This window comes from Pseudooceanicola nitratireducens (assembly GCF_900109195.1).
In the GTDB taxonomy this organism is placed as follows: Bacteria; Pseudomonadota; Alphaproteobacteria; order Rhodobacterales; family Rhodobacteraceae; genus Pseudooceanicola; species Pseudooceanicola nitratireducens.
This window is the reverse complement of sequence record NZ_FNZG01000003.1, coordinates 447,188-472,365: the sequence shown is the minus strand read 5'-3', so window position 1 is coordinate 472,365 and position 25,178 is coordinate 447,188. Positions and strand designations below refer to the sequence as shown.

Annotated in this window: 28 protein-coding genes and 1 tRNA gene; 11 read left to right on the top strand and 18 right to left on the bottom strand. The window is 60.7% G+C overall.

Going from position 1 to position 25,178, the window contains the following annotated elements:
• The first annotated feature begins 89 nt into the window (after nucleotides 1–89).
• The 3 genes from BMX99_RS12920 (at nucleotide 90) to BMX99_RS12910 (ending at nucleotide 2,223) form a co-directional block, all read left to right on the top strand.
• Nucleotides 90–1,487 carry a uracil-xanthine permease family protein gene (locus tag BMX99_RS12920; protein WP_093452432.1) on the top strand — a complete coding sequence of 466 codons (1,398 nt, stop codon included), beginning with the start codon at nucleotides 90–92 and terminating at the stop codon, nucleotides 1,485–1,487.
• Between the two features lie 155 nt (nucleotides 1,488–1,642).
• The gene (locus BMX99_RS19895; RefSeq protein ID WP_093452429.1) at nucleotides 1,643–2,029 is read left to right on the top strand and encodes a hypothetical protein; all 387 of its coding nucleotides are present in this window, start codon (nucleotides 1,643–1,645) and stop codon (nucleotides 2,027–2,029) included.
• The gene (locus tag BMX99_RS12910) at nucleotides 2,026–2,223 is read left to right on the top strand and encodes a helix-turn-helix transcriptional regulator (RefSeq protein WP_093452426.1); all 198 of its coding nucleotides are present in this window, start codon (nucleotides 2,026–2,028) and stop codon (nucleotides 2,221–2,223) included. The genes BMX99_RS19895 and BMX99_RS12910 overlap by 4 nt, the downstream gene beginning before the upstream one ends.
• Nucleotides 2,224–2,255: 32 nt before the next feature.
• Here BMX99_RS12910 and BMX99_RS12905 read toward each other — a convergent pair whose 3' ends face one another.
• From BMX99_RS12905 to lipB, 5 genes are all read right to left on the bottom strand, one after another.
• Complete coding sequence (locus tag BMX99_RS12905; RefSeq protein WP_093452423.1) at nucleotides 2,256–3,089, bottom strand: bifunctional allantoicase/(S)-ureidoglycine aminohydrolase; 834 nt, start codon at nucleotides 3,087–3,089, stop codon at nucleotides 2,256–2,258.
• Nucleotides 3,090–3,257: 168 nt separating this feature from the next.
• Entirely contained in the window at nucleotides 3,258–4,115 is an 858-nt protein-coding gene (locus tag BMX99_RS12900; RefSeq protein ID WP_093452420.1) for a hypothetical protein, read from the bottom strand.
• Nucleotides 4,112–5,260 carry a DNA cytosine methyltransferase gene (locus BMX99_RS12895; protein WP_093452417.1) on the bottom strand — a complete coding sequence of 383 codons (1,149 nt, stop codon included), beginning with the start codon at nucleotides 5,258–5,260 and terminating at the stop codon, nucleotides 4,112–4,114. Before BMX99_RS12895 ends, BMX99_RS12900 begins: the two co-directional genes overlap by 4 nt.
• Nucleotides 5,261–5,392: 132 nt before the next feature.
• A complete protein-coding gene (locus tag BMX99_RS12890) occupies nucleotides 5,393–5,803 on the bottom strand; it encodes a c-type cytochrome (protein ID WP_093452414.1) in 411 nt (136 codons plus the stop codon).
• Between the two features lie 178 nt (nucleotides 5,804–5,981).
• Nucleotides 5,982–6,680: a lipoyl(octanoyl) transferase LipB gene (gene lipB / locus BMX99_RS12885; protein ID WP_093452411.1), complete on the bottom strand. Its 699-nt coding sequence runs from the start codon at nucleotides 6,678–6,680 to the stop codon at nucleotides 5,982–5,984.
• A gap of 310 nt (nucleotides 6,681–6,990) precedes the next feature.
• Here lipB and BMX99_RS12880 point away from each other — a divergent pair, with 310 nt between their 5' ends.
• Both BMX99_RS12880 and BMX99_RS12875 read left to right on the top strand, forming a co-directional pair.
• Entirely contained in the window at nucleotides 6,991–8,625 is a 1,635-nt protein-coding gene (locus BMX99_RS12880) for a peptidoglycan-binding domain-containing protein (protein ID WP_093452408.1), read from the top strand.
• Nucleotides 8,626–8,825: 200 nt separating this feature from the next.
• Nucleotides 8,826–8,912: transfer RNA gene (locus BMX99_RS12875), tRNA-Leu, on the top strand.
• Nucleotides 8,913–8,935: 23 nt separating this feature from the next.
• Here BMX99_RS12875 and BMX99_RS12870 read toward each other — a convergent pair.
• From BMX99_RS12870 to BMX99_RS12860, 3 genes are read right to left on the bottom strand one after another with little or no spacing between them, the layout of a single operon-like run.
• Complete coding sequence (locus BMX99_RS12870; protein ID WP_093452405.1) at nucleotides 8,936–9,169, bottom strand: helix-turn-helix domain-containing protein; 234 nt, start codon at nucleotides 9,167–9,169, stop codon at nucleotides 8,936–8,938.
• Entirely contained in the window at nucleotides 9,166–9,426 is a 261-nt protein-coding gene (locus BMX99_RS12865; RefSeq protein ID WP_093452402.1) for a hypothetical protein, read from the bottom strand. The genes BMX99_RS12870 and BMX99_RS12865 overlap by 4 nt, the downstream gene beginning before the upstream one ends.
• Nucleotides 9,423–11,417: a DNA cytosine methyltransferase gene (locus BMX99_RS12860; protein WP_244525536.1), complete on the bottom strand. Its 1,995-nt coding sequence runs from the start codon at nucleotides 11,415–11,417 to the stop codon at nucleotides 9,423–9,425. Before BMX99_RS12860 ends, BMX99_RS12865 begins: the two co-directional genes overlap by 4 nt.
• Nucleotides 11,418–12,128: 711 nt before the next feature.
• Here BMX99_RS12860 and BMX99_RS12855 point away from each other — a divergent pair.
• Together BMX99_RS12855 and BMX99_RS12850 are read left to right on the top strand one after the other, a co-directional pair.
• Complete coding sequence (locus tag BMX99_RS12855; RefSeq protein ID WP_093452400.1) at nucleotides 12,129–12,395, top strand: hypothetical protein; 267 nt, start codon at nucleotides 12,129–12,131, stop codon at nucleotides 12,393–12,395.
• Nucleotides 12,382–12,720: a helix-turn-helix domain-containing protein gene (locus BMX99_RS12850; RefSeq protein ID WP_093452397.1), complete on the top strand. Its 339-nt coding sequence runs from the start codon at nucleotides 12,382–12,384 to the stop codon at nucleotides 12,718–12,720. The genes BMX99_RS12855 and BMX99_RS12850 overlap by 14 nt, the downstream gene beginning before the upstream one ends.
• Here BMX99_RS12850 and BMX99_RS12845 read toward each other — a convergent pair whose 3' ends face one another.
• The gene (locus BMX99_RS12845; RefSeq protein ID WP_139199527.1) at nucleotides 12,721–13,206 is read right to left on the bottom strand and encodes a hypothetical protein; all 486 of its coding nucleotides are present in this window, start codon (nucleotides 13,204–13,206) and stop codon (nucleotides 12,721–12,723) included.
• A gap of 442 nt (nucleotides 13,207–13,648) precedes the next feature.
• On the opposite strand from BMX99_RS12845, the gene BMX99_RS12840 reads away from it, so the two are divergent.
• Together BMX99_RS12840 and BMX99_RS12835 are read left to right on the top strand one after the other, a co-directional pair.
• Entirely contained in the window at nucleotides 13,649–13,876 is a 228-nt protein-coding gene (locus BMX99_RS12840) for a hypothetical protein (protein ID WP_093452391.1), read from the top strand.
• A 413-nt stretch (nucleotides 13,877–14,289) separates the two neighbouring features.
• The gene (locus BMX99_RS12835) at nucleotides 14,290–14,652 is read left to right on the top strand and encodes a thermonuclease family protein (RefSeq protein ID WP_093452388.1); all 363 of its coding nucleotides are present in this window, start codon (nucleotides 14,290–14,292) and stop codon (nucleotides 14,650–14,652) included.
• Nucleotides 14,653–14,934: 282 nt separating this feature from the next.
• Here the strand turns inward: BMX99_RS12835 and BMX99_RS19505 are convergent, their stop codons facing one another.
• Nucleotides 14,935–16,269 carry a hypothetical protein gene (locus BMX99_RS19505; protein ID WP_139199525.1) on the bottom strand — a complete coding sequence of 445 codons (1,335 nt, stop codon included), beginning with the start codon at nucleotides 16,267–16,269 and terminating at the stop codon, nucleotides 14,935–14,937.
• 223 nt (nucleotides 16,270–16,492) lie between these two features.
• Between BMX99_RS19505 and BMX99_RS12830 the strand changes: the two genes are divergently transcribed.
• On the top strand, nucleotides 16,493–16,702 hold the full coding sequence (locus BMX99_RS12830; RefSeq protein ID WP_093452386.1) for a hypothetical protein: 210 nt from the start codon (nucleotides 16,493–16,495) through the stop codon (nucleotides 16,700–16,702).
• 286 nt (nucleotides 16,703–16,988) lie between these two features.
• Here the strand turns inward: BMX99_RS12830 and BMX99_RS19730 are convergent, their stop codons facing one another.
• Nucleotides 16,989–17,180: a hypothetical protein gene (locus BMX99_RS19730; RefSeq protein ID WP_170848726.1), complete on the bottom strand. Its 192-nt coding sequence runs from the start codon at nucleotides 17,178–17,180 to the stop codon at nucleotides 16,989–16,991.
• A gap of 61 nt (nucleotides 17,181–17,241) precedes the next feature.
• Complete coding sequence (locus tag BMX99_RS12825) at nucleotides 17,242–17,727, bottom strand: hypothetical protein (RefSeq protein WP_093452384.1); 486 nt, start codon at nucleotides 17,725–17,727, stop codon at nucleotides 17,242–17,244.
• Between the two features lie 755 nt (nucleotides 17,728–18,482).
• On the opposite strand from BMX99_RS12825, the gene BMX99_RS12820 reads away from it, so the two are divergent.
• Nucleotides 18,483–18,863 carry an Ltp family lipoprotein gene (locus BMX99_RS12820; protein WP_093452381.1) on the top strand — a complete coding sequence of 127 codons (381 nt, stop codon included), beginning with the start codon at nucleotides 18,483–18,485 and terminating at the stop codon, nucleotides 18,861–18,863.
• Between the two features lie 5 nt (nucleotides 18,864–18,868).
• On the opposite strand, the gene BMX99_RS12815 is transcribed toward BMX99_RS12820, so the two are convergent.
• The 6 genes from BMX99_RS12815 to BMX99_RS12790 all read right to left on the bottom strand — a co-directional run bounded on the left by BMX99_RS12815 (nucleotide 18,869) and on the right by BMX99_RS12790 (nucleotide 25,129).
• Nucleotides 18,869–20,065, bottom strand: a complete 1,197-nt coding sequence (locus tag BMX99_RS12815) for a tyrosine-type recombinase/integrase (RefSeq protein WP_093452379.1) — start codon at nucleotides 20,063–20,065, stop codon at nucleotides 18,869–18,871.
• A 292-nt stretch (nucleotides 20,066–20,357) separates the two neighbouring features.
• Nucleotides 20,358–21,083, bottom strand: coding sequence for a VPLPA-CTERM sorting domain-containing protein (locus tag BMX99_RS12810; protein ID WP_093452376.1), 726 nt, complete (start codon nucleotides 21,081–21,083; stop codon nucleotides 20,358–20,360).
• A gap of 114 nt (nucleotides 21,084–21,197) precedes the next feature.
• Nucleotides 21,198–21,932 (bottom strand): proteasome-type protease, encoded by a 735-nt coding sequence (locus tag BMX99_RS12805; RefSeq protein ID WP_170848727.1) that lies wholly within the window; start codon nucleotides 21,930–21,932, stop codon nucleotides 21,198–21,200.
• A gap of 28 nt (nucleotides 21,933–21,960) precedes the next feature.
• Entirely contained in the window at nucleotides 21,961–22,761 is an 801-nt protein-coding gene (locus BMX99_RS12800; RefSeq protein ID WP_093452374.1) for a transglutaminase family protein, read from the bottom strand.
• 1 nt (nucleotide 22,762) lies between these two features.
• Complete coding sequence (locus BMX99_RS12795; RefSeq protein WP_093452371.1) at nucleotides 22,763–23,704, bottom strand: alpha-E domain-containing protein; 942 nt, start codon at nucleotides 23,702–23,704, stop codon at nucleotides 22,763–22,765.
• Nucleotides 23,705–25,129 carry a circularly permuted type 2 ATP-grasp protein gene (locus BMX99_RS12790; RefSeq protein WP_093452369.1) on the bottom strand — a complete coding sequence of 475 codons (1,425 nt, stop codon included), beginning with the start codon at nucleotides 25,127–25,129 and terminating at the stop codon, nucleotides 23,705–23,707.
• Nucleotides 25,130–25,178 lie beyond the last annotated feature (49 nt).

The window sequence follows — 25,178 nt, the reverse complement described above, 5'->3', positions numbered from 1 at the left end:
ACGGGGCCGGACCGCATAATCAAGGCCCGGAAAGGGCCATAGCACAGCGGGCCGCATCCCGGACGGGCCGCACAAATGGGAGGGACACCATGTCAGACGCATCCATCGGAACGCCGGAACAGCTGCGCGATCCGAATTACACGCCACCGCTTGCCAAGGCGGTGCCCCTGGGGATCCAGCACGTGCTGGCGATGTTCGTGTCGAACGTGACACCGGCGATCATCGTCTGCGGCGCGGCGGGCTTCGGCTTTGGGTCGAACAGCGCTGATTTCCCGCAGATGATCTACATGATCCAAATGTCGATGTTCTTTGCCGGCATCGCGACCCTGTTCCAGTCGATCGGCTTCGGCCCCGTTGGCGCGCGGCTTCCGATCGTGCAGGGGACATCCTTTGCCTTCATCCCGATCATGATCCCGCTGGTCGCCGGCAAAGGGGTCGAGGCCATGTCGGTCCTGATGGGCGGCATCCTCGTGGGCGGTCTGTTCCACGCTTTCCTTGGGCTGTTCATCGGCAAGCTGCGCTTTGCCCTGCCACCGCTGGTCACCGGGCTGGTGGTGACGATGATCGGCCTGGCGTTGGTCAAGGTCGGCATCCAGTACGCCGCCGGCGGTGTGCCCGCCATCGGCACCCCGGAATACGGGTCGGGCCTGAACTGGCTGATGGCCGGCACGGTGATCTTGGTGACCCTGGGGCTGAAGTTCTTCACCCGGGGGATGCTGTCGGTTTCGGCTGTGCTGGTCGGGCTGCTGGTCGGCTATGTCGTGGCCTTTGCCCTGGGCCAGGTGAACCTGGGCAACGTCGGGCGCGCGGCCCCCTTTGCGCTTCCCAACCCGCTGCATTTCGGGATGGAATTCTCGGTCGCGGCGGTGATCGGTTTCTGCGCCATGTCCTTCGTCTCGGCGGTGGAAACCGTGGGCGATGTTTCGGGCATCACCAAGGGCGGCGCGGGGCGTGAAGCCACGGACAAGGAGATCCAGGGCGCGACCTTTGCCGACGGTCTGGGCACCGCGGTCTCGGGCCTGTTCGGGGCGCTGCCCAATACCTCGTTCAGCCAGAACGTCGGGCTGATCGCCATGACCGGCGTGATGAGCCGCACGGTCGTGACCATCGGGGCGCTGTTCCTGATCCTCTGCGGGTTGGTGCCCAAGATCGGGGCGGTGATCTCCTCGGTCCCGATCGAGGTGCTGGGCGGCGGCGTCATCGTCATGTTCGGCATGGTCGTCGCAGCCGGTATCTCGATGCTGTCGGACGTGACCTGGAACCGCCGCAACATGGTGATCTTCGCCATCGCCCTGTCGCTTGGCCTGGGGCTTCAGCTGGAGCCGGGGGCGCTGCAGTACCTGCCGGGCACGCTGAAGGTGCTGATGACCAGCGGCATCCTGCCCGCCGCGCTGATCGCGATCATCCTGAACCTGGTCCTGCCGGATGAGCTGTCGGATGAATCGACCGAAGAGGTCTCGGGCGGGATGTCCGGGCACCGTCGGTAGTGCCGGTCTGAAATGGGTAAAAGGGTCCGGGTAAGGACCCGCGGGGGCGGTGCAGCGATGCGCCGCCCTTTGTCGTTTAGGGGGTGGGTGTAAAGCGTGCTTGACATGATGCGGGCTGCGGGTATTGTAAAGGTCACTTTACACGGAGGATCCGCATGACCCGAAACAGTCTTTTGCGCCTTGCGCTGCCGGTCGGGCTAAGCCTGCTGGCCTATGTCGTCGCTCTGGTGGTGTCTTTGCGCGTGCTGGGGCGGGGGATCGACAGCCCGGCGCTGGCGACCGCGATCAGCGTCGCCCCCATGCTGCCCGCCTGCGTGCTGGCGCTGTCCATCGTCCGCCTGTCGCGCCGCGCGGACGAGATGCAGCAACGCATCCAGCTTGAGGCGATCACCATGGCCTTTGTGGGCACGGCGCTGATTTCCTTCAGCTACGGGTTCCTGGAAAACGTCGGCTTTCCGCGACTGTCGGCCTTTGCGGTCTGGCCGCTGATGGCGGGGCTTTGGGTGCTGGGCGGGATCATCGCCACACTGCGCTACCGATGAAGAACATCATCCGCGATCTGCGCAGCGAAAGGGGCTGGTCCCAGGCGCAGCTGGCCGCACAGCTGGGCGTGTCGCGACAGACGGTGATCGCGCTGGAGCGCGGGCGCTATGATCCCAGCCTGCCGCTGGCCTTTACCATCGCCGCAACCTTCCAGCGCCGGATCGAGGAGATCTTCACCCCCGATCCATCCTGAACCGCGCGGGTCAGCGGCGGATCAGCGGCGGGTCAGCGACCGGCGGGCGGACGCAGCGGCATGTGCCGGTTCACGTCCTTGTAGAGCAGATAACGGAACTTGCCCGGCCCCCCGGCGTAACAGGCCTGCGGGCAGAAGGCGCGCAGCCACATGTAATCGCCGGCCTCGACCTCGACCCAGTCGTTGTTCAGGCGATAGACGGCCTTGCCTTCAAGCACGTAAAGCCCGTGCTCCATCACGTGGGTTTCCAGGAAGGGGATCACGCCGCCGGGTTCAAAGGTGACGATGGTCACATGCATGTCGTGGCGCAGGTCGGCCGGGTCGACAAAGCGGGTGGTGGCCCATTTGCCATCGGTGCCGGGCATCGGCGTGGGGGTGATATCCTGTTCGTTCAGGATCAGCACGTCGGGCGTGTCGAGCCCCTCGACCGGTTCATAGGCCTTGCGGATCCAGTGAAAGCGCAGGGTCTGATCGCCGGTGTTGCGCAGGGTCCAGCCGCAGGCAGGGGGCAGGTAGGCATAGCCGCCGGGGGTCAGCTCGTGCGTCTTGCCGCCCACGGTCAGGGAGGCGCTGCCTTCGACGACGAACAGCACGGCCTCGGCCTGGGCGTCGGTCTCGGGGCGGTCGGACCCGCCGCCGGGCTGCACCTCCATGATGTATTGCGAAAAGGTTTCCGCGAAACCGCTAAGAGGGCGCGACAGGACCCAAAGGCGCGTGCCGTCCCAGAAGGGCAGGAAACTGGTGACGATGTCGCGCATCGTGCCCTTGGGGATCACCGCGTAGCTTTCCGTAAAGATCGCGCGGTCGGTCAGAAGCTGGTCCTGGCCGGGGTGGCCGCCGTGGGGGGCGTAATAGGTCGGTGTCATTGCGGATCCTGAGAAAGGCTGCCCCGGGGGCTGTTGGTCAAAATATGCGCCCGGGCCGGGGGCAGGACCAGAGCGAAAGCGCCAAAGGCTCTGTTCGGAAAGTTTTGATAATCACGCGGGGCTTGCGCGGTTCGGGCGAAAATCAGGGGCGCATGTCAGGGGAACCGATCACGCCCGGCGGATTGGCGTCGGGTCCGAGGCGCGGCGGATCTCTCCGCTTCTGCTGATCTTGGTGGACCGCACGATGTCCGCGCCGCGGTGTGCGACGGAAATCCCGACCTCGTTCACCTCGTCGTCGCGGCCCTGGAAACAGGCGTGCATAGCCTGCAGGATGCCCACGTCCTCCAGCTGGTTGATGCGGGGATTGGGGTTGTTGCGCACGCTCGGCACGGTGCCGGGGAACAGGTAGATGCAGGGCGGCGGCAGCCGGTAGGGTCCGACCTCGGTCAGGCGATCGGGCGTGTCCCAAAGCTTGGGGCAAGGCCGGGCCGTGGTGCCGCAGATCCAGTCCCAGACCACCAGCCCGTCGATGCGCTGATTGCGGTCGATCATCTCGGCGCTCAGCCGGGTGTGGATGCCGGACCAGACGTTGTGGCGCGGATCGGCCCCGGGATTCGAACAAACCGACCAGAGGATGAATTCATCCGCATGTGGGGGGCGTTCGAAGATATTGGTGTTGTTGCCGTCCAGACAGCCCTTCAGCTCGATACAGGCGGTGCGGCCATTGTTCAGCCGCACGGAGTAATCGTGGCGGTTGGCTTCGCCGGCGGATTGCCAATGGGCGATGTAGCCGCCCGATTGCATGTGATCCAGCACCAGCGCAACAAAGCCGCGTTTTTCCTTCATCGAGGCCGAGAACTGCCCGCGAATCCGTTCGATCGCGCCGCGGAACAGGCCGGATTGATAGAAATCCTGTTCGTCTAGCCCATGCTCGCCCAGCTTATGCGCCTCGGTCTTCAGGACCTCGGCGAAGTCGAGGATCTTGCGGCGCAGCTCCTCGTTCTTCTCGCAGGGGATCTCGCTCATGCCTGGGCCTGTTCGGGGGCGGGCTGATGCGCGGCCAGAACGGGCTGGAAGATATGCCGGGCGATGTGGCGCACGACCGGAACGGCGATGCCGTCGCCGGTCAGGTGATAGGCCTCGTTATAGCGTTCGGGCAGCTTGTAGCTGTCGGGCAGGCCCATCAGGCGCGCGGTTTCGCGGGTCGACATCAGGCGGGACCGGATCGAATTGCCCTCGACCACCATGATCAGCTGGCGCGAGGATCCGCCGGCCGGGGTGCGCAGGCAGCCGGCGATGTCATCGAACCGGATCTCGGCGCGCTGCACCTTGATGCCGTGTTCGACGCGGGTGCGCTTGTAGATCGTGCCGACCATGCGGGTCTTGGCCTGGCGGGCGGTTTCGACCTTGGCCAGGTTGACCTCGGACATCATCGACAGAAGCGCGGTTGTCTCGGCCTTGGAGTGCCACTTGCACGAGGTCGGGGCATCCTCGATCACGTCGACAAGATCCAGCGTCCGGGGAGACGGGCGGGGCATCTGCCACCACAGCCAGTCCTTCTGCAGCTTGCGCGGCAGCCGGTCATAGGCATTTTGCAGGCCCTTGGTGTGCCAGGGCAGGGTGGGGGCGCTGCCGGTCTGGTCGGCGGGAATGGCGATGTCCTGGCGCACGGCGACCAGGAACAGGCGCGGTCGCGACTGCGGCACGAACAGCGCCGCATCGGCCACCAGCGCGCCATAGCGATAGCCCAGGTTGCGCAGCGCCTCGCAGATGGCGGCAAAGTCCTGCCCCTTGTGCGAGGTCAGCGTGCCCAGCACGTTTTCCAGCGCGATGATCGCAGGTGCCCGGCCTTCGTCACGCAGCGCCTGGATCAGCGAGATGAAGGGATAGAAGGTGCCCGACCGCTTGCCACCCAGGCCCGCGCCGCTTCCGGCCAGCGACAGATCCTGGCAGGGGAAGGACCCCCAGATCAGATCGGCGCGGCCCGGCATGTCCTCGGGGGCGATGTTGCGGATGTCGTCCACCACCAGGTGGTCAGAACCCCAGTTGGACGCATAGGTCGCGCCCTTCTTTGGGTCGAAGTCATTGGCCAGCAGGCAGGTCCAATCGGATCCCAAGCCCGCGCGCGCCATGCCCCCGCCTGCGAAGAACTCGTAAAAAGTTCTCGTCATGTTCTGCTCCTGTTTTGTCGATAGAAAACAGATTGGCGGCGGGGTCGCAATAAAAAAGGCGCGGAAGACCCGCGCCTTTGTGGCTTGTGATGCGGCCGCATCGGGCCGCGCCACGGGGCTTAATCGCAGGGCTTATTCGCTGAAGGTCGCCAGATAGGCCGCCACGTCGCCGGCGTTCTTGCGCATCTTGAAGGTCATCTTCGATTTTGCGCCCTTGTCGTCCAGGGTTTCCTGCAGGAAGGCCTTGGGGTCCTCGATATAGGCGGCCAGGCTGGCTTCGTCCCAGACCAGTCCCGCGTCGCCTGCGGCTTTCAGGTCGTCGCCATAGCTGAAATCCTCGGCGGTGCCGGCGGTGCGGCCGATCACGCCATAAAGGTTCGGGCCGGTCTTGCCGCCCTTGACGATGGCCTCATCGGCCGATGCGATCATGTGGCAGGATTTGCATTTGCGGAATTCCTTCTCGCCGGTGGCGGCGTCGCCTTCGGCAAAGACAGGGGCGGCCAGGGCCATCAGGGCTGCGGCAAGGGTCAGGGTCTGTTTCATTGGGCTTCCTCGTCCTCGGATTGGGTTGCGCGCTTCGCAGCAATAAATAGGGCATCCCCGATCAGGGCAACAGTGCTTTGGTCCTGTAGAATTGTCGCACCACCTGTCGCACGGGTCCGGCCGTGGTGCAGGGAATCGGTGTGTCTGTGTGGCTTGGGGCCGGCTGTTCGGCGGGTGGTCAGGCGCCGAAGGTCTGGTCGAAGGTCACGCGCAGGGCGACGTCCAGATCCTCCATCGTGACCGGAAGGCCTAGATCGACAAGGCTGGTCACGCCGTGGCCCTGGATGCCGCAGGGCACGATGCCGTCGAAATGGCCCAGGTCCGGATCGACGTTGATCGAGATGCCGTGGAAACTGACCCATTTGCGCAGGCGGATGCCGATGGCGGCGATCTTGTCTTCGCGCATGCTGCCATCGGGCAGGGCGGGCTTTTCGGGGCGGGGCACCCAGACGCCGACGCGACCGTCGCGGATTTCGCCGTGGATGTTGAACTGATCCAGGGTGGCGATCACCCAGGTTTCCAGCTTCTGGACAAAGGCGCGCACGTCCCGCCCGCGGCGGTTTAGGTCGAGCATCACGTAGACCACACGCTGGCCGGGCCCGTGATAGGTGTATTGCCCGCCACGCCGGGTGTCGAAGACGGGGAAGCGGTCGGGGTCGATCAGGTCCTCGCGCCGGGCCGAGGTGCCGGCGGTGTAAAGCGCGGGATGTTCGACCAGCCAGACCAGTTCCTTTGCAGTGCCCGCGGCGATGGCATTGGCGCGGTCTTCCATGCGGGCCACGGCGTCGTCATAGGGGGTCAGGCCCGGCGCGATCTCCCATTCGACATCTGCATCGACCTGAGTGTTGTCGATCTGATCGGGGGAAATCTGGGACATGGCGGTACACCTGAGGGTGGAAGGGGGCTGGTCTGCAGGGATAGGCGCGGGCGCGGGGAATGTCCACGGGCGGGCGGGGCAAGGCCGGTCTTATGGGGCGGTCGGGGGCACCCGGTTAGGGATCGTCCGGTCTGAAATCGCGGCGCATTGCAATGCAATTGCAACGGGAAATCCCCGCCGCCGCAATGGCTTGGCCAATAGGTTAATCCTATCAAAATGAAAAACCACGAAATTGACTCAAAAAGGGCTTCTGAATTGCCGGGTGCCGGGCGTAGCATTGCCGCAATTTCTGACCCTAAGGAGAATTTCGATGACTAGACGCACACTACCTGTCCTTGTGGCGCTGTCCCTGGCAGTCACCGCACCGGTTTCGGCCATGGCAGACAACCTTGGCGCGGCGATCGTCGGCGGGATCATCGGCGGCGCGATCATGAATTCGCAAAAGCCTCGCCAGAAGACCTATGTTAAGAAAAGCTACAATAGCGCGGCGCGGGCCCAGAACCGCGAAGTGCAGACCTCGCTGAATTATTTCGGCTTCCCGGCCGGCACGCCGGACGGCGTTCTTGGGTCGCGGTCGCGCACGGCGATTTCGCAATACCAGGCGCACCTGGGCTATCCGGTGACCGGGGCGCTGACCGAATACGAACGCCAGTTCCTGGTGTCCTCCTACAATCGCGCCCAGCTGGGCGGACCGCAGGTCGTGAAGATCCTGCAGCGCAGCCAGCAGGGGCCGCGCGCGCTTTTGACCGCCTTCCAGAAGGAACAGGGCGGCGGCGGCACCATGATGGCCGGTGGCCACGGGGGCTTTGGCTATGCCGGGCTTCCGGTGGAAGTGTCGGACGCGGTGGATGAAATCGCCCAAAGTTCCGAGCCTTCGGCAGAACAACTGCTGCAGCGCGCGGGATTTATCCAGACGGCGGATCTGAACGGCGACGGCAAGAACGACTATGTCATCGACACCGCCGTGACCGGGTCCAGCTTCTGGTGTGGTCAGACCGAATGCGCGACGCTTCTGTTCGCCTCGACCTCGGACGGGTACGCGCGCAAGCAGTTCATGTACAAGCTGAACGCACAGCGCACGAACAAGATCACCACGGCGGATTTCCAGTGTGACTATGCCGGGTGCAAGATGAACGACCCGATGCTGGCCTCGGCCACGGCGGTTCCGGCCCCGGCACCCGCAGCACCCGCCCCGGCGGCCCCGCAGGCGGGGGGCACGACGATGGCCTCGGCCTCGATCTCGGCGATCCCGATGTTCACCGCACCGGCCCCGACGGTGGCCCCGTCGCTGGCCAGCTATTGCGACAAAGTCGGTGTGCTGACCAACTCCAACGGTGGCTATGTCACGGCTGTGTCGATGACCGACAGCCAGCTGGCGCTGAGCGAACAGATGTGCCTGACCCGGACCTACGCCATCGCGCGCGGGGAATCGATGATCACCCAGGTCGCGGGTCTGAGCGCCGAACAGGTGGACGCCCAGTGTGACGCCTTTGGTCCCGCGCTTGCGCCCTATGTGGCTGCGCTGGAAGGCGGATCCGCGCAGGACGTCATGGGCCAGGTGCGCAGCTTTGCCCTGGGGGCCAATATGTCGATCGAACAGCTGCAGTCGACCGGGGCGATCTGCCTGTATTCGGGCTATCGCCGGGACAAGCAGGACGTGGCGCTTGGCGCGGCGCTGCTGTTGGTCGGTGCCGGTCAGGTCCCCTATGCCGAGACGGTCGGCCATCACCTGTCGCAGGGCTTTGGCGTGACCCAGAACGGCGAGACCGCGAAGGAATGGTATGACCTGGCGATCACCGCGCTGGATGGCGGGGCAGAGCCTGTCTATGCCCCGAGCCAGAAGGGCCGGGTCGAGCTTCTGAAAGCCGCCACCACCGGCGTTCCCTCTGGTCAGCCCGCCGCGACGCCGCAGCCCGCCGCGCTGCCGACGTTCAAGCTGGAGTGATCGGGCAAGCCGGGATCGGCGGGCTGCAATGTTCCGCCGATTTCCCGACCAAAGGCCGGTGAAAGCCAAACCAAAGACGGACGCCGCCCCTTCGGAGAAACCCAGGGGGCGGCGTTTTCGATTTCCCCCGGCCTTGCCGATTTTTCCGCTTCACAATGGTGAAAGGTCTCGGTATACGCCCGGAACCAAGTCAAGACAGTGCGGTCGTGGCGGAATTGGTAGACGCGCAGCGTTGAGGTCGCTGTTCCTTAACCGGAGTGGAAGTTCGAGTCTTCTCGACCGCACCAAATCTTTCACCTAAAGATATGATTTATATGGACTTCCCGAAGCGCTGCTTCGGCTGGTCCCCCATCTGGTCCCCCAGGCTGCGGATAAAGTCCAAAACCTCAGACACGATCACCAGCGAAACGCCGCCGGATTTGTAGATCGTGATGTGGCCCTCACGAGCCCAGTCGTAGATCTTGTCTTTGGACACGCCGAAGACGGCAGGGGCCTCGGTTGGGCGGCAGGAGGCGGGGGTGATCGTGCGTGGATGATGGGTCATTGCGGGATCCCTGTTTCAGCCTCGGTATATCGGCCCTCGAGCCGAGCAAGATATTCTCGCAGCATTGCGATCATGCTGTCCCGGTTCCCGTTGCTGATGTAGTTGACGCGTCCGTCTTCGATTTTGCCGAATTCCGACACGAGCAAAACAAAGCCGAACCGGCGGGCGGGCATCGTTTCCGAGTTCAGGATCTTGTCGATCCCCTCGGCAAGCGCGTTCATCGTGGCGTGGTGTTGTGCTTCGATATGGTCGGTCATGCTGCGGCCTCTCTTTTGATCAAGTGCTGGGTGTTGGCTTCTGCCAAGGCTTTCGCAACTTGAGGGCAGACGCTGTTCCCGACGCAGCTGATCTGCACGTCCTTGGAGAACGCTTTGAAGGTCCAGTCGTCGCCGTTCTCATGCCAAACGCCCTCGATCACGTAGTCTGTCGGAAAGCCTTGTGCGGTGAACAGTTCACGGGGCGTGAGCATGCGCATACCGACGTCCACGACTACGTAGGTTTCACCTTCAATCTCCAGCGTAACGAATTCACGCTCGTCCCATAGGTCGTGTTCGCGAAGGAGATCGGCAACCTTGCGAGCCTTGGCTTCGTGCTCGGCGCTGAATGGCGGCGCGGCCAGCTGCGTCTGAAGGTGCCCCATCCGATCCTTTACGGTGATGGTGTGCATGGGCTCGTCAGTGCGCGCGCCGTCGCCGGTCCCGTAATATTTCGCGAAGTAGGCGGCGACCGGGTTTTGATGGCTTCCAGTGGCCGTCACGCTCGATAGCGGTGTGTCAGCTCGACGACCGATCACCCCGGTGTTGTGTTGGGCCAAGTATGCCGCCACCGGTGCATGTTTGACCCCGCCTGCTACGATAGTTCCCAAGGGCGCAGCGACGTCCAGTGAGCGGGGTGCTTGCCCTTTTCGTTCGCCGTACCCGGTTTGAACCAGGGTGGGAACGATCACCGCGTTCTGGTCTTTGAGGCTAGCCGTGATCGTATGATGTGGCGCATCAATATCGCGAACTTGGCCACCGTGCTGGGCATAGGTCAGCACCGGGGAAATTAGGGCAGAATGACCGCCACCCGCCAAAACAGTGGGGTGTGGATTTGTGATGGCGCTGTCGCGCCTGGCGGTGCCCTTCATGCTCATAAGTGATGGCGCAAGGAGGCCAAGGGGGGCTGCGCCGCCTGGCTTTTTGATCCAGCTGTTGGCAGTGACTGTTGCGAGTGGGGCTGACACGGCGTGGCCAGTGCCTCCCGTCGTGAACTTGGCGATGGAAGGGCTGACGACTGCGTGCCCGATTGCCGTCGCAGTGACGACGCCGAAAGGCGCGTCCATTGGGTACTCTCGGCGTCCGCCGCTGTCGCCGTGTGCAATGCTTACCAGGAAAGGATTTGCCGCATTCACCACATACTTGCTTAGGCCCCGGGCTACTCGGGCCAATGTATTGTGGGCCAGCGGCCGCACGGCGCGCAGGGCGTATTTTTCCATGATCTCTGCCTTGCTGTCGAAAATCGACGGGCAGGGCAAAGACCAGTCGATGCATTCCGCGGCCGTCCGCCAGGGCTGCAGTTTACCAGAGGCCACTTCAGAAGATGCCGGGTCGCCATGAGATGGCTGCGGCCAGACAATCGGCAGGCCGTCGAATCGAATGATGACGAATAGCCGCTTCCGGATTGTCGGAGCCCCGTAATCGCATCCCCGGAGCTCCCTTTGCTCGATCTTGCCACCAAGGCGTTTGATCGCCTTCCGCCACGCAGTGAAGGTCTCGCCGCGTCGATCCGGGCAGGGCATCAATCCCTTGGGTGTTTCGATCAGGGGCCCCCACGTGGCGAACTCCTCGACATTCTCCATCATCACGACGTCGACGCGCCCGCCGCTCTTCTGGATCCTCTCGATCCATCCGGGGATAATCCAAGCCAGGTCGCGGATATTGCGTGCTACAGGTTTGCCCCCCTTCGCCTTCGAGAAATGCTTGCAGTCTGGCGAGAACCACATCAGACCGATGTGCCGGCCGGCGAGATGGTCCAGCGGGTCAATCCGATAGACGTTCTCGCTCAGATGCAGCGTGTCGGGATGGTTGGCAGCATGGAGTGCCAGCGCGGCCGGGTTGTGGTTGATCGCGATATCCGGCGACCGGCCGAGGGCCATCTCGATGCCAGTTGATGCCCCGCCGCCGCCTGCGAAGCTATCGACGATCAGGGGTCGATCCACAAGCGTCGGCGGCGATCCTTCCATTTCGAAAAGGGTGCTTCCGTCCATCATGCAGCAATCCGTTTAGAAGTGGTTGATCCGAGTTTGCGGAAGGTCAGAGTGGCCATCACCAGAACCTCCCAAAGGCAATGGCGATCTGGAGGCAGGCGCTCAGGCCGAGAAGCGGGGCCAAAGCAAGGATGGCCCGATGCCATCCGCACAGAACATACGGAAGGGCATTTTTCATCATGAGAACCATCAGCCCCAACCAAGCCGACCGACAGCCCTTAAGAAGCGAGCTTGTCAGCGGCTGCACCAGGCACTTCGAACCAAGCGAGACCAATGAGCGCGATCGTACGGACCGCTTCCCCCGCGGCTGGTGGCTGGCCTTGCGTTCGCGAGCGCAGCTATTCTGCGGCGACCGGCGGCGGGCCTTGGCGGTACAGCTCATGCACGGGGTGATCATGCGGCGTCGCCTCCGTCCGGTTGGATTGCGGTCAGGCGACGTGCCAAGCTGTTTCGATCTTGGATGACATCCTTCGGTTCCCGGCTCAGGTTGGGATTGGGCGGTAGCGCTCTCGGCATATGCCCCCCGACTTCGGCGAGCGGAGCGGGCAGGCCGACGAAACGGCAAGCTGCCGCCCAAAGGTGCATCCAGCGCGAGGGTTCACCAAGTGAGGGGCGTTCAATGGTAGCGGCTATCCGATTGACCTTTACGGTCGCGCGGTAGCCAACGACGGGTCGGCAATCGTCGGCGCTGTCCAACCCCTGTAAGGAAACACCATGACGAACATCACTGCACAAGTCCGTATCAACAAGGAATTGGTAGGCAAGTTCCACCACTTCAAATCTGGCATCAACGCCAATGGCCGCTTTTATGTGATGCCCTTAGCCCCGAACGGGGTGACGGTTGTCGAGAGTGCCATCGAGACCTTCGCAACCGAGGACGAGCAGATCGCCTACACCAAGGCCCTACAGCGCACCGTACCGCAGCCGGTCGAAGTGGTGACGGATGCTGAAATGGACACCCCGCCGGATGACGATAGCTGATCCCGAGGGACCGCTGAATTTCGAGTTTCGGCCGGGGCGGAAGATCCACCCGGCCGTCGCTCTCTATGACGAGATGAAGATCATTGCGTCCGTCCGCACGGCCGAGGTGATCGAGTTCATGACGCGCCGGCCAGGCAAGGTCTCGACCTACGATGACCTAGCTCACGTCATCGACAGCGACATGACCCCGAGAGAGATCAATTTCGTGATGGGGAAGGTGCGAAAGTGGATCCGCGCCTCTGGCCTGCCGATCGAGATCATCTCTCTCTACGGCATTGGGTATGCGGCTGAGTTCACAGATCCTGAATTTCGGTTGCCCTGGTAGTCAACTCTTGCGGCGCAACCCCAAAGCGAAGACGCCAGAAACCAGCAGGGCTCCGCCTGCAGGAAGCGGGACTTCCGTGACGGTCCAATTGATCGCAAGACCTTCTGAATCGGTCAGATCTAGGTAGGTCAACGCCAGCTCACCATCTGGCGTACACGTGAAGGGCGGGGAGGGGAGGCAGTCATACGTCTCGACGGCGAAGTTGACCTGAATATCGCCAAGCGTTTTTGCAAACAACGGGAAGTCGAGATAGGTCACGCGAGCTCTAGGAAAATCTCGATTGAACGGGCCTGTGGATTTTGTGTCGATTGTCGTGGGAGTGCTGCTGATAATACGCGCTTCGAACTGGTAATCTAGGACTTCGGCGTTTTCATCTAGGGTCACGAACCCTCTGGCTGTATGGCCGTTCCAAGATGCATGATAGGTCGCTGCAAACGAAGGCAGTCCAAATACCGCCAAAAAGGCGGCTGCAATAAATCGCTTCATAGTCACTCTCCAATGAATTGAAGGGAATTTGCTGCGATTCGGCGTCAGCTGTCGAGTCTGCCACTAGCCCTGCAGTGCATCGCCGTCTTTGCGGATTGACCAATCCGACTGTTCGCGCCACATGCGAACCATGTACTTCCTCTGGATCAAATGCAGATGTGGCGCTGAAGGTGACTTCCCGATCGAGAACAGGCACTTCCGCATGACCCGGGGCGAGATCCTCTCGCTCGCGATTTGCCAGAAGTGCCGCACCAGGTCGGCGGTTGATATGAGGCGGTACTGGAACCCGACGCCAAACGCACTCGATGGTGCTCAGGAAAGAGGGCGCGGCCCAGAGCGGGATGGCTAGGATTGTCTAGGCCAAAGTGTGACCTGTCTCAAAATGCCCCATTGAAGCCGCTCTTTGAGCGTTTAGCCTGCGCCCAGTTGCTGAGGGGTGAACATGGTTGCTGGTATTCAGAGCGCATTGCTGCTTGTCGGTCCCCGCCGTTTGCGCGTCGACTACAAGGTGACGCGGAAGGGCGGTGCAATTTTTGCGGAAAATGATGTGCTCTTTGAGTGCGCCATGGATGGGGAGGCAACACTCCTTCTGACGCATGACCGTTCAATTCCAATTGCGTTCGAAGCCCATCAGCTGGGAAAGCCTTTCCTGCGCTTCACTTTGGTATGAGGCGAGGGGGAGGAGTGGTAGTGTGAGGTGGCTTGACTATGCTGGTCGAGAATGTCGCCTAAACCATATGGGCTAGTCTGTAGCGCTTATGGATCCTGATTGTTGCTGTTGGGCTCGCTTGACCGAGGAGCCGTTGAGCAGTCCGCATTGGATCAATGCTCGGCGTGCATTTTCTGTCGCGCCATACCTCTCGACGTATTCCAGAAGGGCGGTTTCGAGCAGTCGAGTTCTGTTGTCCATGGGATCCCCTTTGGCGGGCTTCGGGCAACGAGAACTCCACCTGAAAATGGTTAACAAAAGGTTTACGCTGATTGGCGATATGTGCACTCGGCCAAGGGCGCTTGGCTTGGCGACCAGCGTTTCCGAGAGCTGAGCGCTTGCGTCTCCTAATTTCTTGGCTCAGATGCTTGGGCATGAAGATATTGATGACATGCCTTTCTCTAGCCGTTGTCGACGGCGACACCCTCAAATGTGACGGCGAGAGTCTTCGACTAATCGGAAGCGGCGCGCCGAATGTCGAGGGCTTCGATACCCCGGAAACTTGGAAACCGCGCTGCCAGCGTGAACTTCAGCTCGGCCTTTTGGCAAAGGACCGCTTGGGCGAACTCGTTGAGCAGCCTGGTGCAAGGATCGAGGCGACTGCCGTCCGCGACCGGTACGGTCGGATCCTCGCATCTGTACGACTCCGCGATGGTCGCACGGCAGGGGATGTGCTGATCGAGGAAGGCTTGGCTCGCGTCTGGCGGCCTGGATACCGCGCCAGCTGGTGCGATTGAGATCAGGGGCCGCCGAGGAGGCCTCCTTTCCTAGGTACTAAGTGAGCGAGCCCAACAGAGCTTCTTTGATCCGGAGGCCACTGCCATTCGGCGGTAGGGGAAGATTCGCGAGAAGGTGAGCTGCGACTAAAAACGGGGGCAATCCAATAGGGTTGGCACCTTAGCTTCGGTGGGGCACGTTTCTTTGGTTGATCGGTGTTGTTTTGCCATCTTCCCGCTGATGTGCAGATCTCATCTCAGATTTTGTAGTGAATTGCCTTTGCTAGCAGGTTCGTCGCTTCGTCAGTTTCGCACTTGCTTCGGTGGGGTAGTATAGCGATTTCTTGCAATGACGAACGAGCCTGGCGGATGCTTCGCGTCGAAATAGATGTCTTCCTTTGGTTCCTCACCCGAGGTCGCTCGTGGCAACGTATGGCTCAAGTGAACGGACAATGGGGCTATCGGCAGGCCCTGAACATGCCCTGAACTGTCCGGATAATTGTTGAACACTCCTTTCACGCCTCCATCTTCGAGGTAGTATCTTTCATCGAACCCTGAGACTTCAGAAAGCACTTTGGCGCAGTCAGCTAAGTCTAGCTGGCAGCCAAATTCGTCAATGAGCTTTTTTTGAAGTGAATAAGTCGCTCGTGCCCTATCTTCTTTCGAATGGCTTTCTTGTCCTCCCAAATGCTCGACGCCTGTGAACCTGACCAGAACTCCTCTGGACGCTGTCGCCTTCTCTTCAAATGGCAGGTGATGAAACAATACCAAAGCATGTGTAATCTTCTCATTGGTCGTTCGGTTCAAAAAGTGCGTCTGATCGTACGAGACACTCAGGCAGATCGCTCCCCCGGCATTCTCGACAACAGCCCTTGGCTTGCGACGTTCAAGATATCCGACAACGTAGACTTGGGCGTTTTGTTGGTTGATTGCCCATCCCTTCGCTCCAATCCGGCGTGCGGGATCATCCAAGCGTAGCCAAAGGCACCGGACAGCCCCAGTATCGTGCACATAGAACCGAAAAAACGATGGGCGAGCATAGCCTGCCGCATCGGCTGAAAATAGCAGGTAGTCACCCATCAGTGGGCAATTATCTGGCACAGTTTTGGGTGCTCCGGTTCGCGAGAAGCGGCGAAAAAAGTGTGGTTCAGCTCCGGCTTCTAAACCCATTGTCGAACGCCACAAGACCCTTAGGGCTTGATTCTTCCTGGACTTGTAAGACTTCAGTTCGGGCGTGAGCTTGCAGATCGGGACTACGTAGCGTTTAGCAAAGTGGCAAGACTTGTGGTCTGTGTTGTTGAACTCCAAGAACCTGGACGCGCTGAAATTCGGAAAGCCAGCCTTTTCCCGAAGTGCTTGTGTGAGTTCCTGTAACAGCGGATCGAAGGCTAGTTCGTTTTTGGGATCGAAGCTGCCAATCAAACCCTGCAGCCGAGCGAGGCGAAAGAACTTAAACAGCCTAAGCCTCAGTGCAGGAGCGCTTTGTGGTCCATGCTCTAACGACAGGGATGCAATCTCAGCGTCAAGATTCGCATAGTAGTTTTTTTTGTTCTCAATCCTCATGATCGTGACGCTAGCATGAGGGGACTGGGAAAAAATAGGATATTCGAAACTCAACCAGAAAAAGTAGGATTTCATGGTCTTTGTGTAGCGCTTTGTTTTCTAAAGGTTATCCCGCTAGTCCCCGGGGGCATGCGGTTGCTGCGCTGCAAAAAATCAAATTTCTTTTTTTGACGCTGAGTGCAACGATAGTCCTGTGGATGGGTCGCAAAACTATCCCAGGCGTTGCAATCAGCACCGGCTGCATAAGGTGGTTGATGTCGGATTGCAATGTTTCATCGAAAATAAACAGGAGAAATCGATGTTCATGACCATGTCTGTACTGCCGGAAGATACTGACTTTACCTGGAGTGATCTGCTGCAAGCAGCCGGATTGATCCGCACACTTCTTGAGCTTCTCGGTCGGATTTTGAGGCTGCTTCACAAGCGGGAAGCGAAGAAGCCTGTCTTGGATCCTGTGCGTAAAGACTACGCTAGCTTTCTTGGGGATCGTACCTTCGCTGGCCTCTGATTGGCTCAATTTCCGGTCTTGGAAGGGGGGGCATGCGCTCCCCTTCCTTTCTAAAGGCGCTGTCCCTTTTGGCAGGTCAGAGTTCGGCAACTTTTTCCAAGTTCCTTCGCGGAGGTTTTCTATGATGCCGTATGAGCCATGGCTGGTCGGGCGTTATACATGCTGCCATTGTGGCAGGCACGCGGGGTCCTCATAGGGGCCAGCTTTCGAGCATTTGGATCTCCCGCTTGGAACGCAAAAAGGCCGCCCTTTGGGCGGCCCTCCATCATGAGTTGCTCACCAGTCTTTACGCAGAGCGCCGGCCAACTACGTTTCGACGTGAATACTGGGATGCGTGCGCATCGCGTTGAGCAGGCTCACGCAGGGCGGCCTGAATCATTTCGCTTTGCGACCAACGTTCAATAGCTGCCGCGCGGCGTTCGCGAGCATTCTTCATGAACTCGATCTGCTCATCTCTGTTCAAAGGTGCTTGACCCATGTCGATCTCCCAATGCGGTTACACGATTCGTGCATGCACAGTTCTGTATGTAGGGCAGGAGTTACGTCTTTACAAACATCCAGATGCTTTGCCCGTCGAAGCTGTTGCCTTTCCCGCCGTCGTATCCGGCGAGTCGAATCGCCTGCGAAACCTTTCTGTATTTGGTTAACGCCTTGGCGGGCAGATTAGGCTGCGAAGTTGTCATCACTATGACGTCAGGTCGCCGCTCGGCCACGATGCTGGTTATCACCGCACATATCACCTCGAGCACGGTCGTTCGGTCTGCGCCGGAGAGAAATCTTTGTGTTTCGAGCCCGTTATCAAAAAAGTTTTTGTTGTCGCCGCTTGTCTCGACAATCTCGAATAAGAGCTCCGCCTTGTTCGTACCCTCATAGGGTTCAAGGCGTATCAGAGCAACATGGGCGCTGTACAAATTGCCATTGACTGGATTGTGACCGATCGGAACTGTGGCAAGTATTTCAAGAGAATTTTTGTGAATTCTGATCTCATACGGTTCATCGTCGAAGATATCGATAGAAAACGGCATTCGTATCCTAAAAATTGGTGGTCAACGCCATCTACACTTGGTTTAGATTGCTGCACAACTTGATTTGGTCTGCTGCCTTCAGAAGTTGTTGGTTGCATAATCTGACAATTGCTCTTCGAACAGCGTGGATCCGTGCTAACTGCGGAAACAACCTCCATTTATGAGACACATATCTGATGGAAAGCCCAACTCTGACAGGTCGAAGCAGTTTTTCCCGATGCCTAATGAGGATCTCGAAGTGAACGCCTTCTACAAGACCTTCTGGATGCCGGTCCTAGTTGCTACCTGTGCCACTGTGGCAAATGCGCAGCCAATATCTCAGTTTAAGGGCTATTGGGCGTTTTCTCCGTCTGGTGACAGGGCTGCAAGAGGTTGGGAAATGTTGGGGGCTTCAACCCTTGAATGGCCCGACGGAGGTCAAGCTCTGGTAACTTATTGGAGATCTCCTTCGGGCGACGAAGCTAGTCGGTGCATCGACCACTTCGATGCGGCAATGATGCCCACAGGTGGAGTTTGCGAGGATGCGTCTGGCTCGGGTTTCGATCGGTAAAGGTGCTTTGATGCTAAATGTCCTGCGAAACAGGTACGTGCAGACGATAATCGTCATCATATTGACGCTCACTTCGCCGCTCTGGTTTCCGTTTCCGATATCGCAATGACTGGCTTGTCACTTGGCATCGCTGTGGCCTCTTGCTGCAATGCGACAAATGATCAATGGTCCCCTCGTTTGATTCTAGGTTTCAAGGGTTTTGATAATGCATAAGCTCTCTTCGTTCGCGCTATGCTTCTTGATCGCGGTATCGGGAGCTGCTCCTGCCCAGGCGCTAACGTCTCAGCAGAAGAATGCCGTTCGTTCTGCGAAGAACTACCTGTCATTCATGGCCTTCTCGCGTGCGGGTCTCATTGGTCAGCTGTCGTCGTCTGCGGGTGACGGGTACAGTGTTGATGATGCGACCGCAGCGGTCGATAGCATGACGGTCGATTGGGACGCCCAAGCCGTCAAAGCGGCAAAGACCTATCTCGACCTGATGGGCTTTTCCTGCTCTGGTTTGATCGAGCAACTCTCTTCAAATGCAGGCGATCAGTACACTCGGGAGCAGGCAGCCTACGGTGCGCAAGAGGCTGGCGCGTGCTGAAGAGATTACGCTTCCAGGGTGGCGATCTTGGCGAAGGCGGTGCCGGTCACATAGTCAGCCCAAGACTGCATGACGACGGCGCGGCGCTCCAATAGGTCCGACCGTGCGTAGCTTCTCTCCACGCTTGTTCCGATCTTGTGACCGAGGATGGTCTCTGCCACCTCAAAAGAGCATGCGTCTGTGTCTTGGACCCAGGTGCGGAAGGCCGTCCTTAAGCCGTGCGGGCGTCCTTTCTCGCCGATCCTGTCCAGATAGACCTCGACAGCCCTGGATGTCACCGAGCTGCCGCGGTGCCCTACGAACATCAGTTCCTTCGAAAGCCGGCGCTGCTGATCGACGATTTGCAACGCCTGTTTTGGTAGGGGCACCCGAAAGTCCTCGACCCGGCCGACGCGGCCTTTGACTCTGTCCTGGGGGACAGTCCAGATGTCCTGATCAACCTCGGAAACGCTTGCGGCCCTGCATCCGTCAAAGCGGACCATGGTGAGGATCATCCATCGCAGGCAGAGGCCCGAGGCCAGCTCTGGATCCAGTCTTTGCCACAGGCCGGGGATGTCCTGCCACTTCGTCGCGGTGATGTGCTTTGTGACGTGCCGTACCTCGCCGAGCATCCGCCTGGCCGCATCGACGGTAAAGGGATCTACACCAAGCCCCATGTATCGCCCCTCATCGAAGATGATCCGGAGACGCTGGATCGCCTTTTCGGCGGTCGGGTGCTTGCTGCGCCAGATTGGTTTCAGAGCGTCGTAGATGTCGTGCTGCGTGATGCCCGACATGTTTCGCCCGCCCAGCCGGGGAATGACGTGCTTGTCAATCGGGCTGCGCCAGCGGCCACGGACGCCGCCGCCTCTAAGCCCGTCCTTCTTTGCCTCAAACACAATGTCGAACAGCTCTGCCAGGGTCGGGTCGCGTTTCTCGCGCTCGGCTTCTGCGGCGCGCTCAATCTCAGCGCTGCGCTCGACCATCGGATCGACGCCGGTGGCCAAGACCTCTGCCCACTTGTCGCGTGAGGCGCGGGCCCCTGCGAGCGACAGATCTGGCCAGGGCCCAAGGCCCATCTCTCGGCGTCGCTTTTGGTGAGAGTAGCGAAAGACCCACTTGCCTCTATCGCCCTTCTTGACGAGGATCAGGCCGCCGCCGTCTTGTAGCTTCCCGTCGGTGGCCTTCTTGATCGTCGCTGCTGTGAGTTGATGCCGCGCCACGTCAGTCCCCCATCTGGTCCCCCAAGTGCGGATTGCTGTGCAGCGTCGTATAACGACACATGGCGACAGATCAATCCCGGCAGGTCAATGCCTTACCCGGATTCGGCTTCGTGTGGCAACGCCGACAGATGCGGTTGGGAAGTTTCTCGACCGCACCATTTGATCCCCCCAGATCATCGTATCCCTGCCGTGTGGCGCGCCCTTTGGGGCGATTTTTGCGTTGTGGTGTCGGCACATGAAAAAAAACAGGCGCGCCCGGGGGCACGCCTGTTCGAAGGTCATTCAGAGGCGATCAGCGGGACTTGCGCCGCATCACGCCCGCGGCCCCAAGGGCCGAGATCAGAAGAACCGCGCCGGCGGGCAGGGGCACGGCGGGGGTGTTGGGCAGTTTCTCGACCACGTAAGTGATCGTGTAGTCCAGGCCCGCGTCGGTGCATTCGGCAGAGAACCCGGGGAAATTGGCCACATAGGTCTGCGCGCAGGTGCCCGTGGCGTCCAGCAGGTTCGAATAGATGCCTGCGCCGCGCGGGGCGAAGCTGGGGGCGTCGTAGCTGGCCGGGGCCACGTCAAAGGTCGATCCGACTGCCGTCGCCTCGAGCTGATCTTTCAGGAAGATCGTCGGGGTGGTGGTGCTTTCCTCCAGCGTCCAGGACGGCGCATTGGCGCCCCAGGTGTTCTGCTGCAGGAAACCTGCGGGCGGCGTGCTGAGGAAGTCGAAGGTCAGCCCGGGCAGGTTGGTCGCCCAGGCGATTGAGGCCGAGACCAGCTGATAGCCGGCGCTGATGCCGATCAGCCAGGCGTCGGCCGCATCCACCGGCGAATTGACGTTGCCGCTGAAGCTGTTGGAGCCTTCGACCAGGTAGAACAGGCCAAGGTCGGTCGGGCCGCCAAGCGTGTCGTAATCGCCGGGGCCGTCGACGGATTCGTCATATGCGCCGGTGTAGGGGATGACGGGCGATGCCTGGGCGGCAACGGGCAGGGCCGCGAGGGCGAGGCCCAGAAGTGCGTGGGTTTTCATGAAAATTCTCCCAAATGAATGGGGGGTGTATATCAGATTAACCCGCGCAGGGCCATGCGTTGCAGTGGCGCGGATCCTGCACAGGCCCTGTTGCGCTGACCGAAAGGGGCGGGGTCAACCCAGATCGAAGGTCGGCAGACTGTCCAGCGCGGTTTTCAGCGCGTCACCCCAGCCCTGGGACACGGTCTGAAAATAGGGGTCATCCAGCTCGATCCGGCCACTGCGGCCCAGGGTCAGGCTGTCGGCCTCGTACAGGTGATAATGGAAGGGCAGGCCCACGGTCAGGTTGGCCTTGAGGGTCGAATCGAAGCTGACCAGCAGAAGGCGCATCGCTTCTTCGAAGGACATGCCGGGTTCATAGGCGCGGACAAGGATCGGGCGGCCGTATTTCATTTCGCCGATCTGGAAGAAGGGCGTGTCGGTTCCGGCCTCGATGAAGTTGCCCTCGGGGTAGATCAGGAACAGCCGCGTCGGGCCGCCGTTGATCTGGCCGCCCAGGATGATCGTCGCGTTGAAGGCCGACGACGCCTGCTGGCCGTTCTGGTCGTGGTTCGCGATGACGTCGCGCAGGGTGTCGGCCACCAGGCGCGCCGCCTGGAACATCGACGGGGCCTTCAGGATCGAGGGTTCGCGATCATCGGGGGCCTTGGTGCGTTCATCCAGGATGCTGACCACGGCCTGGGTCGTCGCCAGGTTGCCGGCGGTCATCAGCGTCAGCACGCGGTCTCCGGGGATCTCCCAGTGGTGCATCTTGCGGAAGGTCGAAATGTTGTCGAGCCCGGCATTGGTCCGTGTGTCGGACATGAAGACCAGCCCGCGGTCCAGAACCATTCCCACGCAATAGGTCATCCGAGGCCCCGATCCCTGAAAGCAGCAGTTACTGCTGTTGTGCCACCTGTATCTGAACGGCGAGGGATTCCGTCTCTCCGCCGATCCGCGTGCCAATTACAGGCGCGGCATCGGAATAGTCCAGCCCTGTCGCAACGCGAACATAGCGTTCATCCGGACACATGGCATTGGAGACATCGAAACCGACCCAGCCCAGCCCCTCGATATGGGCCTCGGCCCAGGCATGCATGGCCTCCTGGTCGGTGCGGTCGTCCATCATCAGATAACCCGAGACATAGCGCGCCGGGATCCCCAGATCGCGGGCACAGGCGATGAAGACATGGGCGTGATCCTGGCAGACGCCGTGGCCTTCGATCACCGCATCCTCGGCCGACCAGTCGGCCTGCGATTTGCCCGGGGTATAGCTGACGGCCTCGGCCACCAGCGCCATCAGGTTGTGCATGCGGTCCAGTTCCGTGTCGCCTTCGACCTGGCGGGCCAAGCGGCGCACGGATGGCCCCGCCTTGGTCCTGTCGGTCTGCTTGGCGAACAGCCACAGGGGCGCGGCCCCCAGGTGGCGGCCGGTGACTCCGTTGGTGTTGCTGGTCTCGACGGTGCCGCGACAGGTCAGCGTCACCTCGGTCACGTCGCGCGACAGGGACATCAGCTGAACCTGGTTGCGGTGGTGGTCGAGAAACCCGGTTTCATGCTGGCCACCGGTGATGTCGATGGCCCAGTCTTTCACGGTCTGGCCCACATCGTCCAGCGGCGTCATGCGCAGCTGCTGCAGCCCGAAGATCACGGGCTGCTCGAACCGGTAGGTGGTCGTATGGGAAATGGTGATCTGCATCTTATTCGTAGAACCGATAGTCGATTTCGATCTGGGCCCCCACGTCGCCGATCGAGCGCAGGACGGTCTGGATATAATGGTGTAACCCTTCCTCGAAGACCGCGTCGATGGTTTTCGACAGATAGCGCTCTTCCAGTTCGGTCACCTTTTCATAGCTTTCCGGCGTTTCCCCATAGGTTTTCGCAAGATAGCCCAGGTTTCCACGGATCTTGCCGACACAGAAGGCCAGGCTGCGGGGCATCCGTTTGTCCAGGATCAGGAAGTCCGCGATATCCGTGGGCTTGTAGTCGTTGCCATAGGACATGCGGAACCCGCCCCGCGCCGAGACGGACCGCAGGATGGTTTCCCACTGCACGTTGTCGATGGACGATCCGACCGACATCACCGTGGGCAGCAGCACATAGTATTTCACGTCCAGGATCCGCGCCGTGTTGTCGGCGCGTTCCAGGAAGGTGCCGATGCGGGCGAAATCGTAGATGTCGTTGCGCATCATCGTGCCATGGGTCGCACCGCGCACAAGGGCGGTGATCTGGCGGATTTCGTTCAGGGCCTGGGGCAGGTCGCGTTCGTTGACCTTGCGCGCCAGCAGATCCTTGGACTTCATGTAGCAGCGGTTGACCGCTTCCCAGACCTCGGTCGTCAGGGCGGTGCGCACCATGCGGGCGTTCTGACGCGCGCCTTCAAGCGAGGTCAGCACAGACGAGGGGTTGGCCCGCGACCGCAGCATCCAGTCGACGGCCGCATCCTTGGTCAGCTCGTCGTTGTTGGCCTCGAAACTGGCCAGGACGCCGGCGGTCTGAAGGATGGATTTCCATTCGATCTCGGACGACGACAGCCGTGTCAGCCCGATCCTCTGGCCGGTTTCCACCAGCCGCGACGTGTTCTCGGCCCGCTCGAGATAGCGGTACATCCAGTAGAGGCCGTTTGCCGTTTTTCCTAGCATTCAGTCCTCCAATACCCAGGTGTCCTTGGTGCCGCCCCCCTGAGAGGAGTTGACCACCAGAGACCCTTTCTTCAGCGCTACGCGGGTCAGCCCGCCGGGCGTGATATTGACCTTGTTCGGGCTGACAAGGACGAAGGGGCGCAGGTCGACGTGGCGCGGCGACAGGCCCTTGTTGGAAAAGACCGGCACCGTCGACAAAGCCAGCGTCGGCTGGGCGATGTAATTCGCGGGTTTGGCTTCCAGTTTCTTGCGGAAATCCCGGATGTCCTTCTTGGTCGCGGTCGGGCCGATCAGCATGCCATAGCCGCCCGATCCGTGCACTTCCTTCACCACCAGTTCCTCAAGGTTGTCGAGGACATAGGCCAGGGCATCGGGTTCGGAACAGCGCCAGGTCGGCACGTTTTCCAGGATCGCCTTCTCTCCGGTATAGAATTCAACGATCTCGGGCATGTAGCTGTAGATCGCCTTGTCATCCGCGATGCCGGTGCCGGGCGCGTTCGCAATCGTGATGCCGCCGGCGCGGTAGACATCCATGATGCCGGGCACGCCCAGGGCGCTGTCGGGGTTGAAGTTCAGCGGATCCAGAAAATCGTCATCCACCCGGCGATAAAGAACGTCGATCGGCTTGTAGCCCTGGGTCGTGCGCATGGCGACACGGCCATCGACGACACGCAGGTCATGGCCTTCGACCAGTTCGACGCCCATCTGGTCCGCCAGGAAGGCATGTTCGAAATAGGCCGAATTGTAGATCCCCGGCGTCAGCACCGCGACGGTCGGGTTCGAGCCGGCCATTTCGGGCGCGCAGGCCGACAGCGAAGACCGCAGGTCGGACGGATAGGTCTCCACCCGCTGCACACGGTTGCGCGCGAAGAGTTCGGGGAACATCTGCAGCATGGTTTCGCGGTTTTCCAGCATGTAGCTGACACCGGACGGCGTGCGGGCGTTGTCTTCCAGCACGTAGAACTGGTTGTCGTCGGTGCGCACCAGGTCGATGCCGACGATATGGGTGTAGACGCCGCCGGGCGGGTTCACACCGATCATCTGCGGCAGGAAGGCCGCGTTGTTTTCTATCATCCGCGCGGGCAGGCGGCCCGATTTTATGATCTCTTGCCCGTGGTAGATGTCGTAGAGGAAGGCGTTGATCGCCCGGACCCTCTGTTCGATGCCACGGCTCAGGCGCTGCCATTCAGGGCCCGAAATGATCCGCGGGATGATGTCGAAGGGGATCAGCCGTTCCTCGGCCTCGGCGCGGCCGTAGACGTTGAAGGTGATGCCCGTGAGGCGAAACAATTCCTCGGCTTCGCGTTGCTTGGCCCTGAGACGGGCGGGTTCCTCGCCGTCGAACCAGTCTTTGAATAATGTGTAGGGGGCCCTCAGATCTTCTTCGCGGCCCCACATTTCGTCGAAAATTCGTTTTTCGGTCATGTCCCCACTCTGACGCATTCCGTTCCGTCCATCAGACGTGGCCGCGTCT